This window comes from Sporosarcina sp. P1, assembly GCF_002743155.1.
Taxonomy (GTDB): Bacteria; Bacillota; Bacilli; order Bacillales_A; family Planococcaceae; genus Sporosarcina; species Sporosarcina ureae_B.
Window position 1 is genome coordinate 1 of the sequence record NZ_PDYS01000032.1, and the last position, 9,243, is coordinate 9,243.

Annotated in this window: 10 protein-coding genes, 1 tRNA gene and 1 rRNA gene; 2 read left to right on the top strand and 10 right to left on the bottom strand. The window is 42.6% G+C overall.

What is annotated here, in order from left to right:
- On the top strand, positions 1 to 102 hold a 102-nt coding region (locus CSV73_RS15915), incomplete at its 5' end, for an IS3 family transposase (protein WP_143560970.1).
- A gap of 85 nt (positions 103 to 187) precedes the next feature.
- Here CSV73_RS15915 and dacB read toward each other — a convergent pair.
- The 4 genes from dacB to CSV73_RS15935 form a co-directional block, all read right to left on the bottom strand.
- Positions 188 to 1,678, bottom strand: a complete 1,491-nt coding sequence (gene dacB / locus CSV73_RS15920) for a D-alanyl-D-alanine carboxypeptidase/D-alanyl-D-alanine endopeptidase (protein ID WP_099628058.1) — start codon at positions 1,676 to 1,678, stop codon at positions 188 to 190.
- Between the two features lie 134 nt (positions 1,679 to 1,812).
- Entirely contained in the window at positions 1,813 to 2,616 is an 804-nt protein-coding gene (gene tatC / locus CSV73_RS15925) for a twin-arginine translocase subunit TatC (RefSeq protein WP_099628059.1), read from the bottom strand.
- A gap of 17 nt (positions 2,617 to 2,633) precedes the next feature.
- Positions 2,634 to 2,825, bottom strand: a complete 192-nt coding sequence (locus tag CSV73_RS15930) for a twin-arginine translocase TatA/TatE family subunit (protein ID WP_085131890.1) — start codon at positions 2,823 to 2,825, stop codon at positions 2,634 to 2,636.
- A 63-nt stretch (positions 2,826 to 2,888) separates the two neighbouring features.
- Positions 2,889 to 3,536 (bottom strand): redox-sensing transcriptional repressor Rex, encoded by a 648-nt coding sequence (locus tag CSV73_RS15935; RefSeq protein ID WP_099628060.1) that lies wholly within the window; start codon positions 3,534 to 3,536, stop codon positions 2,889 to 2,891.
- A 153-nt stretch (positions 3,537 to 3,689) separates the two neighbouring features.
- On the opposite strand from CSV73_RS15935, the gene CSV73_RS15940 reads away from it, so the two are divergent.
- Complete coding sequence (locus tag CSV73_RS15940; protein ID WP_099628061.1) at positions 3,690 to 5,615, top strand: ABC-F family ATP-binding cassette domain-containing protein; 1,926 nt, start codon at positions 3,690 to 3,692, stop codon at positions 5,613 to 5,615.
- A 640-nt stretch (positions 5,616 to 6,255) separates the two neighbouring features.
- On the opposite strand, the gene tsaD is transcribed toward CSV73_RS15940, so the two are convergent.
- From tsaD to rrf, 6 genes are all read right to left on the bottom strand, one after another.
- A complete protein-coding gene (gene tsaD, locus CSV73_RS15945) occupies positions 6,256 to 7,275 on the bottom strand; it encodes a tRNA (adenosine(37)-N6)-threonylcarbamoyltransferase complex transferase subunit TsaD (RefSeq protein ID WP_085131893.1) in 1,020 nt (339 codons plus the stop codon).
- The gene (gene rimI / locus CSV73_RS15950; protein ID WP_085131894.1) at positions 7,275 to 7,724 is read right to left on the bottom strand and encodes a ribosomal protein S18-alanine N-acetyltransferase; all 450 of its coding nucleotides are present in this window, start codon (positions 7,722 to 7,724) and stop codon (positions 7,275 to 7,277) included. The genes tsaD and rimI overlap by 1 nt, the downstream gene beginning before the upstream one ends.
- The gene (tsaB, locus tag CSV73_RS15955) at positions 7,717 to 8,418 is read right to left on the bottom strand and encodes a tRNA (adenosine(37)-N6)-threonylcarbamoyltransferase complex dimerization subunit type 1 TsaB (RefSeq protein WP_099628062.1); all 702 of its coding nucleotides are present in this window, start codon (positions 8,416 to 8,418) and stop codon (positions 7,717 to 7,719) included. Before tsaB ends, rimI begins: the two co-directional genes overlap by 8 nt.
- A complete protein-coding gene (gene tsaE / locus CSV73_RS15960) occupies positions 8,415 to 8,864 on the bottom strand; it encodes a tRNA (adenosine(37)-N6)-threonylcarbamoyltransferase complex ATPase subunit type 1 TsaE (protein WP_332308456.1) in 450 nt (149 codons plus the stop codon). Before tsaE ends, tsaB begins: the two co-directional genes overlap by 4 nt.
- Positions 8,865 to 9,008: 144 nt before the next feature.
- A tRNA-Asp gene (locus CSV73_RS15965) sits at positions 9,009 to 9,084 on the bottom strand.
- Positions 9,085 to 9,109: 25 nt separating this feature from the next.
- Positions 9,110 to 9,225: ribosomal RNA gene (gene rrf / locus CSV73_RS15970) — 5S ribosomal RNA — on the bottom strand.
- Positions 9,226 to 9,243 lie beyond the last annotated feature (18 nt).

Genomic DNA, 9,243 nt, shown 5'->3' on the forward strand with positions numbered 1-9,243 from the left:
GAGCTAGCCGAATATATCTCCTATTACAACTCCAAACGTATTAAATCAAAATTGGGGATGAGTCCGATAGAGTATCGAACTCACCACCAGCTTAGTGCGTAATAAAACTTGTCCAACTTTTGGGGGTCACTTCAAACGCGTCCGCCTGGAACGTCGATCAACAGTGCCTTACCCACTCTCAAAGTCTTTACTGCGCAGCCATTACCTGTACCATCTTATCAATATCAGGCTTCGCTGTTCCTTTGACGTTCTCTGTCAGGATACTGAAGATCAGCTCTTGTCCGCTCTTCGTCTTCACATAGCCCGACAACGAATCCGTACCGTTGAGCGAACCAGTCTTCGCCTGCACCTTGCCTCTGACAATAGGACTCGTCAAACGATTGCGCAACGTTCCACCTAGCATACGGTCGTTCACACCTGCGATTGGCAACGACCGCTCAAATGCCGGGTACCATTCTTTAGACTGGGCTGCATACAACACTTCCGCAATCTTCTCGGAAGGAATTTTATTCTTATGCGACATACCTGAACCATCTTCTAAATAAATACCTTTTGTGCTAATGCTGTTTTTTTCTAACGTTTCCCTCACCACACGCAAGCCGGCATTCCAGCTTCCTTCATTATATACCGCGCGGCCCATGGACTTTGCTAAGATTTCTGCGTGAGAGTTGTTGCTGTACTTCATGAACGGCATCATTAAATAGTACAACGACATCGATTCTTTCTTTGCTAGTAACTCTGCACTCGCAGGAGTTTTCCCACGTGTTACACGAGCAGTTGATTGAAGCTTGATACCTTCTTTAGCCAGTGCGCGTTTGAAGACGTCTGCTGTATAGGCTGTCGGATTAGATACCGTTACCCATTGACGCTTGCCGTTAGAGTTGAGTGGTACGTTTCCTGAAACGATAATCGTGTTTGTACCTTGCTGACGTTTCATCGTCACTGTGTTGCGCTGGTTTTTGGGTACAGTACGTGTGCGGTTGACAACTTTTACGATATCCGTGTGAGGAGTCAATGTGACAGCTCCCGCTTTCCCGTTTCGTGTCGGCTTCGCTTCAACGATTGTCGTACCTGCATCATAGTCTTTATTTGGCGAGATCGTCAGTGCTGAAACTTGTGCTGCGTAATAATATGTTTCGTCTGACTTATGAATACCCGGTGATAGACGTTGTGTATCAAACCACGTATCATCCGCCACGATATGTCCTGTTACGGAACGGATACCTGATTCACGCATTTGTCGGGCCATGCGCAATAAGTCAGCTTCAAGTAATGTCGGATCGCCTGTCCCACGCAAATATAGATGACCGTCGAGAATACCGTTTTTCACTGTACCATTCGTTAAAACATCTGTATCGAATGTATAGTCTTTCCCTAGCACTTCAAGGGCTGATGTACTTGTTAGAACTTTGACGTTTGAAGCGGGTGTGACACCTTGATTGCCACGATATTGATAGACAATGCGATTAGTATCCGCTTCACGTACAATGACACTGCTTCGTGTACCACGCATACGCTGACTTGACATAACTTGATTAATCCCTATTTCTAATCCTTTATAGGACTGCTGAGCCGCAGCTGCTTGACCTTCTATAATAGGAGTCGTAACACTCGCCATAAGCAACATTGCACCTAGTAACCACTTGCTCCATCTAGTTGGAGTCTTTTTTCTATTCACTTGTATTCATTTCCCCCTACTCATTCTATTCTTAGATAGTTTACCATAGGACCATTGGTAAATGAACCCATATTTGGTCATTGCAACGTAAACGCAAAAAATCCTCTTGCATTAGCAAGAGGATTTGAATTGATTTATTTATCATCTGTTTTATTCATTACTTCATCAATCTGACGCTGTTGCTCTGCTTTCACTTCTTCCATTTGGCGTAGACGTTCAGATTTCTCGAACTTCCGATAGCCTAGACGTGAAATCATGATACTGATCTCATATAAGATGAATAGCGGAACCGAGGTGAATAAATGCGATACGATATCCGGTGGTGTAATGAACGCAGCAAGTACGAACAAGACGAAATACGCGACTTTCCGTATTTTGACGAGCACTTTAGGTTGCAACACGCCGAGACGCGATAAAAATAAAATGACGATCGGTAATTGAAAGACAAAACCGAACGGCAATAATAGTGAGAATAAAAAAGAGAAATACTCATTAATACCGATTGTCTGCTCAATGTTTAATTGACCTGACAGGTTAATCATGAATTTCATGACATACGGTAGCAATATAAAATACGAGAAGCTAATCCCTACTAGAAATAAGAGAAAAGCAAACGGGATATATGACAATGTGACCTTACGTTCAAGCTCACGAAGCCCAGGTGAAATAAAGGCCCAAAATTGATACATGATAACCGGTGAAATAATGACAATCGCAAGGAATACTATGACTTTTAAATAGATCACCACTGGATCTATGACATTGAATGCATTCAGTGTAATTTGTTCAGCAGGTGTATCGTATTGGATAAAATTGATCAGCGGCTTCGCTAAGAAGAAACTGCCAATTGCCCCAACAATAAAGAAAACGACAACTACCATCAGCCGTTTTCGAACTTCATCTATATGTTCAATGATTGTTAAGTCTTTATCTGCCATCAGAATAACACCCTAACTCAGCGCACTTCTTCTTTCTTGTCTTCAACCTTTTTTACGTCATCCTCGTCTTCTGTAAGGCCTTTTGTTGCGTTTTTAAACTCACGCAATGAAGAACCGAATGCTTTACCGATTTCAGGTAATTTCTTAGGACCAAATATAAGCAATGCAATCACAGCGATAATCAGTAAACTTCCGATACCTGGAGCCATGTTGGCCACCTCCTCATAATATGTCTATTCTACATGAAAACCTATAATTTTACTATCGTGGTGTCACGTAATTTGTGAATCTTTTACGTCCGTTTTGATAAGATAAATCAATGTTTGCAACTCAACGGACAAGTCGATGGTCTGAATACGGATTGTATCTGGTACGGCCAGTCGTTCTGGAGTAAAGTTCAATATCCCTTTCACAGACGTTGTAGCGAGACGATCCGTCAATTCTTGTGCAACACGTGATGGCACGGTCAAAATAACCATTTCAATACCTAGTTCATTAATTTTCTCTTCAATACGATCAGGTGGATAAATCAGAATATCGTTCTTTAATTCACCTTCATGTGGTGCTTTCGGATCGAACGCCACAACAATTTTCGTATTGTGGATTTTTTGAAAATTGTATTTCAAAAAAGCGTTGCCGAGACTACCTACTCCGATCAAAGCCACTTTAGTTTCTTCATCTTGATCAAGTGTTTCTCTGAAGAATTGCAACAAGGAATCGACATCATAGCCGTATCCTTTACGTCCAAGCGCCCCAAAATGCGAGAAATCTCTGCGAATGGTTGCTGCATCAATCTTCATTGCTTCACTTAATTCGCCTGATGAAATACGTTGTACACCCTTATCTGCATAATTTCGTAAAAATCTATAATATAAAGGCAACCGTTTTGATGTTGCCTGCGGAATTCTAGGTTTACTCACTGCTGTGCCCTACCTCCATTGTTACTTCAATGACCAACCCCTGAACAAGGGTATAGCCGCTTTTATCGTACAGCACAACGAGTTCATTGTAAAGCCGATTATTGCATGGGACGCCCCATTCCATTAAACTAATAAGGAATAGAGGTGTGGGGCTTGATTATTTTACAAGTAAATGGACTGACCAAGTCTTTTTCCGGCACGGATCTACTAGAGAACGTCCGTCTCGAAGTACAGCATCGAGATCGCGTCGCACTAGTAGGACGAAATGGTGCTGGAAAATCAACATTATTGAAAATTATTGCAGGTGAAATATCCGCGGATGAAGGAGATATCATCATTCCTAAAGATGTACGTATGGGCTATCTCGAGCAGCACAGTGGACTAGATTCAGAATTAACGATTTGGGATGAAGTGATGACGGTATTCGCGCCACTTCGTGAAAAGGAAAGTCGTCTGCGCGCGCTAGAGCATGAAATGTCGAATCCCGCGGTGTATGAAGATGCGGATCGCTATGCTCGCATCATGACGGAATACGATGAACTGCAAATTGAATTTAAGGAGGCAGGCGGCTATCAGTTTGAAGCTGATGCCCGTTCTGTGCTTCACGGCATGCGGTTTTACCCAGATGATTTCGACAAGCCCGTGCACTTACTATCAGGCGGTCAAAAGACTCGTTTAGCGCTTGCGAGGATACTTTTGAGTAAGCCAGATTTGTTGATACTCGATGAACCAACGAATCACTTGGATATTGAAACATTGAATTGGCTCGAACGGTATTTGTCAGGCTATGAAGGTGCGATTCTAATCGTTTCACATGATCGATACTTCCTCGATAAAGTAGTTACTACTGTATATGAAGTATCTCGACGGAAAGTCACAAGGTACAGCGGTAATTACAGCTCATACTTAGATGAGAAAGCGAAGAACTATGAACGCGATCAGAAGTTGTTCATTCAAGAAAAGGATGAACGTGCCAAGCTGGAGGAATTCATTCAGAAGAATATTGCGCGTGCGTCCACTTCCAAAATGGCCAAGAGTCGACGGAAACAACTAGAGCGTAGGAACTGGATGGAATCTCCTGATGGCGACGAGAAATCTGCGAACTTCTCCTTCTCGATTGACCGACCAAGCGGTAACGATGTACTGTCGCTAGACGATGTCAAAATTGGCTATGGTGAAGAACCTGTATCAAAGAATATTAATCTGCGTATTTATAAAGGTGATCGCGTAGCATTTGTCGGACCGAACGGTGTCGGCAAATCCACGTTGCTTAAAACTATAGTAAAGCGTAACGAATTGATGGGCGGAGAAATTCGCTACGGCACCCATGTCCAATTTGGTTACTATGATCAAAATCAGGCAACACTTATTGGTTCCGGCACCGTCTTGCAGGAAATATGGGACGACTGGCCATTAATGAATGAGAAAGATGTCCGCTCACTACTCGGACGCTTCCTGTTCACAGGTGACGATATAGAAAAGCACGTCTCTTCCCTGTCAGGTGGAGAAAAAGCGCGTCTTTCATTGGCACAATTAATGCTCGAGAAATCCAATACTTTGATATTGGACGAGCCAACGAATCATTTAGATCTCGATAGCAAAGAGATATTAGAAAATGCACTGGATGATTTCCCCGGAACGATTTTGTTTGTATCTCATGACCGATACTTTATCAATCGACTTGCAACCAAAGTTATCGAAATGAGTGACGATGGAGCAGTGGAATACCTAGGTGATTACGATTACTTCGTCGAGAAAAAAACTGAGACGGAAGAAATATTAGCGGCAACACAACTCGAACAACGAGCAAAACAACCTACCGTCAAGAAAGAAGTGACGAGTAAAGAAAACCAACGCCATGAACGCCGGCTTAAGAGATCCATTGCAGACTTAGAGAATAAACTCGAAGCTTTCGACGAAGAAATTGAATCTTTGCAAGCAAAACTACTAGAACCCGAACTAGCGAACGATCACATCGCACTAATGGATATCCAACGTCAAATCGATGAAATCCAGACTGCCCATGACGAACAATCCGAAGAGTGGTTGTTACTTCAAGATGAGTTAGAGAACTTGTAAAGACGTCTGGAACTTGAAATTGTCTAAAACGAAATGAGCATTGAGAACTGAATGGTTCTTGATGCTTTTTTTGTTCATAATGTCTTGGTTATGAGCGGGTACGCGGTTGCCTTGAACATATGCCGGAGAGGTATGAGCGGATATGTTATCTCATAGGGCGGATGCCTAGAAACTATGAGCGTTTGCAGCATCACATAAAGCGCACATCACATTCTATAGGGCAATCAAGAAACTTTATGAACACTTGTATATAAACACCATGCTTCAACTATCTTTGCCGAACAACTTGACGACAAATTGCGACAAGAACCCCTCCGTTCCTCCTATCATTCGTCATTTTCATACTTTCATTAAAAAATGGTAGCTAAAATACACTTTATTTCTCCACAATCTTCTCCACAGAATAGATCCCCATTTGAACACATATGAACATAGTTATCCACGTTATCCACAATTATATGTTTATTAGTCCACATAGTTATCCATTATGTATCCGTTTACCATTCACAGGTTACAAATGTTACTAACAATCTATCCACAAACTGTGCATAAGTACGAACGTTCCCTCTTGACAAACGAATATTCGTCTAACAAAAAAACACACAATTTGCTGAAAGTTAGCAAATTGTGTGCATCTTCATTAATTCCATGATTTTAATGACATTCCAGGTCGACCATTCATACTAGAATCACTTCGAACACCACTTTTCCACATCTCATAGCCAGCCGCGGCAATCATCGCCGCATTATCTGTGCACAATGAAATAGGTGGAACATAAAAAGGAATTCCTTCTTTTTCAAGTGCAGCAGTCAATGAGTTTCGCAGTCCTTGATTGGCAGCTACACCACCTGCTGCAATCACTTGCTTCACATCATATTCTTTTGCCGCTTTCACTGTCTTGACTGTCAGTACGTCGACAACACTTTGTTGAAAGCCCGCCGCAACATGATCATGATTGATCTTTCCGCCTTTTTGCTCGATATTATGCTTATAATTGATAACTGCAGATTTCAGTCCACTAAAACTGAAATCATACGAGTCTTTTTCAAGCCAAGCGCGTGGGAAGTCAATACTTTCATCACTCGCTAGCGCCAACCGATCTACTTGTGGACCTCCTGGATAAGGCAAACCAAGTACACGAGCTACTTTATCATAGGCTTCGCCTGCAGCATCATCACGCGTTTCACCGATCAATTCGAATGAACCATGTGATTTCATGACGACAAGCTCGGTATGACCCCCTGAGACGATGAGCGCCAGCAAAGGAAACTCCATCTCATGAATCAATTGGTTGGCATAGACATGGCCTGCAATATGATGCACACCAATCAATGGTAACTGATTCGCAAATGCAAAAGCCTTCGCTGCATTGATACCGATCAACAGGGCTCCTACTAATCCAGGCCCTTCTGTCACAGTGACCGCTTCCAAATCACTTGGTACAAGCTTGGCTTCATTCAATGCTTCCTCAATTACCAGTGTAATTTGTTCCACATGTAGACGCGAAGCTATTTCGGGAACGACACCCCCGAATTGCTTTTGTTGCTGAATTTGTGACGAAACAATAGATGAAATAATTTCCGTACCATTTTTCACTATAGAAGCTGCTGTTTCATCACAGCTTGTTTCAATACCTAAAATATAATGATCTTTATCCATTAGAATTCCACCCACATGACGAGTCCATCTTCATGGTCGTCTGTATAATAGTTTTTCCTGATACCGCCTTCTTGAAAACCTAACTTACGATACAACATCCGTGCTGGCTCATTACTCACACGCACTTCAAGCGTCATGGACTTCACTTCATTCAAGCGGCACAACTCCATTGCTTGGCGCATCAGATCCTCTCCATAGCCTTTACCTCGGTAAGCCGAAAGTACGGCTACATTGGTAATATGACATTCATCGAGAACAATCCACATACCGCAATGCCCAATCACTTCACCGTCTAAATCCGCTACAATATAATGCGCATATTCATTTCCTGTTAATTCATGCTCGAAAATCTCTTCTGTCCAAGGCGTCGCAAACGATTCGAGTTCTATTCCCGCAACCGCTGGAATATCCTCATACGTCATCTTTCGGAATAGCACTTCATTACTCATGGGAAGACTCCTTCTTCACCAAATTAGCTTCTGCCTCAGTAATCCGCTTATACTGTGGCGTAAACGTATGGACCGTTTCGGGTTGGTTCTCACTTTGCGCTAGTAAGATAGCAGAAGATGCACGTGGCACATTCAATGCAAATGAAGCAATATATGCTTGCTCTCCAAGATGCTCACGAATAATTGATTCATACAATTTCACATCTTCTCCAACAAATAAAACCGTCTCTTCATACTTTTTTAACTTCTCCAACAGCTCTGCAAGTGCACAGTGCTGATCTTCTAACACATTGACCAATTCAGTCCCCTTCGCTCGATAGACACCTGTGTAAACGTTAGATCTTCTAGCATCCATTATGGAACAGATCAGACCGTTGAACAGTTGTCCATTCACCGCTAAAGCCTTTAGACTCGATACACCATAAAGAGGCTTATCAAGCGTCCAAGCTAGCGTCTTCGCAATTGTCACGCCAATCCGAACGCCTGTATACGAACCAGGGCCCTCAGAAACAGCAATAGCGTCTATTTCCGAAGGAGTAATACTAGCTTTACGACACGCCTCTTCCACTGCTGGCATCGCACGTAGAGAATGATTAATCTTCATCATGCTTGACTCTTCGATAAGTAATACATCATCTTTAACGATTGCTACAGATAAAGGTGAATTTGCTGTATCTATACCTAACCATATCATGTAAAAATCTCCTCACAAATACGTGTAAATCGTTCACCTTTTGGCGTACATTCAACTCTACGGGAATCGGGCCCCGTATGATGGATGACCAATTCTAATCGATGTTCAGGCAACTCTTCTTCAATAAATTGTGCCCATTCCACCACAGAAATCGCATCTCCATAAAACAGTTCGTCCCAACCTAAGTCTTCCTCGCTATTGGCTAACCGATATACATCCAAATGATTGAAAGGGTAATCCCCTTCATACTGCTTGATAATCGTAAAAGTAGGACTACTGACCGTCCGTGTGACGCCCATTGCTTTTGCAAGCGCTTTTGTGAATGTTGTCTTACCAGCTCCGAGATCGCCCTCAAGTGTCAGAACATCAGGAGGTCTTAGATAGCTACCAATCTTGGCAGCTAAATTCTCCATCTCTACAACAGACTTAATTTCTTTCTTCCACACAGCCAACTCACCCTTCTCTTCCTATTATAGTACTAGTGTACAGAAAAACCTTGCAAAACAAAAGCTAAGAAGACAACCTTGTTTATTTACAATAAAAAAACGATTGCACCCATTAAGGTGAAATCGTTTTGGAATGTTAGAATATGGCGGTCCCGACGGGAATCGAACCCGCGATCTCCTGCGTGACAGGCAGGCATGTTAACCGCTACACCACGGGACCACTGAAAAGAAGCAAAAAAAATAAAGCCTAGCAACGTCCTACTCTCACAGGGGGAAACCCCCAACTACCATCGGCGCTGAAGAGCTTAACTTCCGTGTTCGGTATGGGAACGGGTGTGACCTCTTCGCCATCGTTACTAGACTCTTTGAGTAAAGCTTG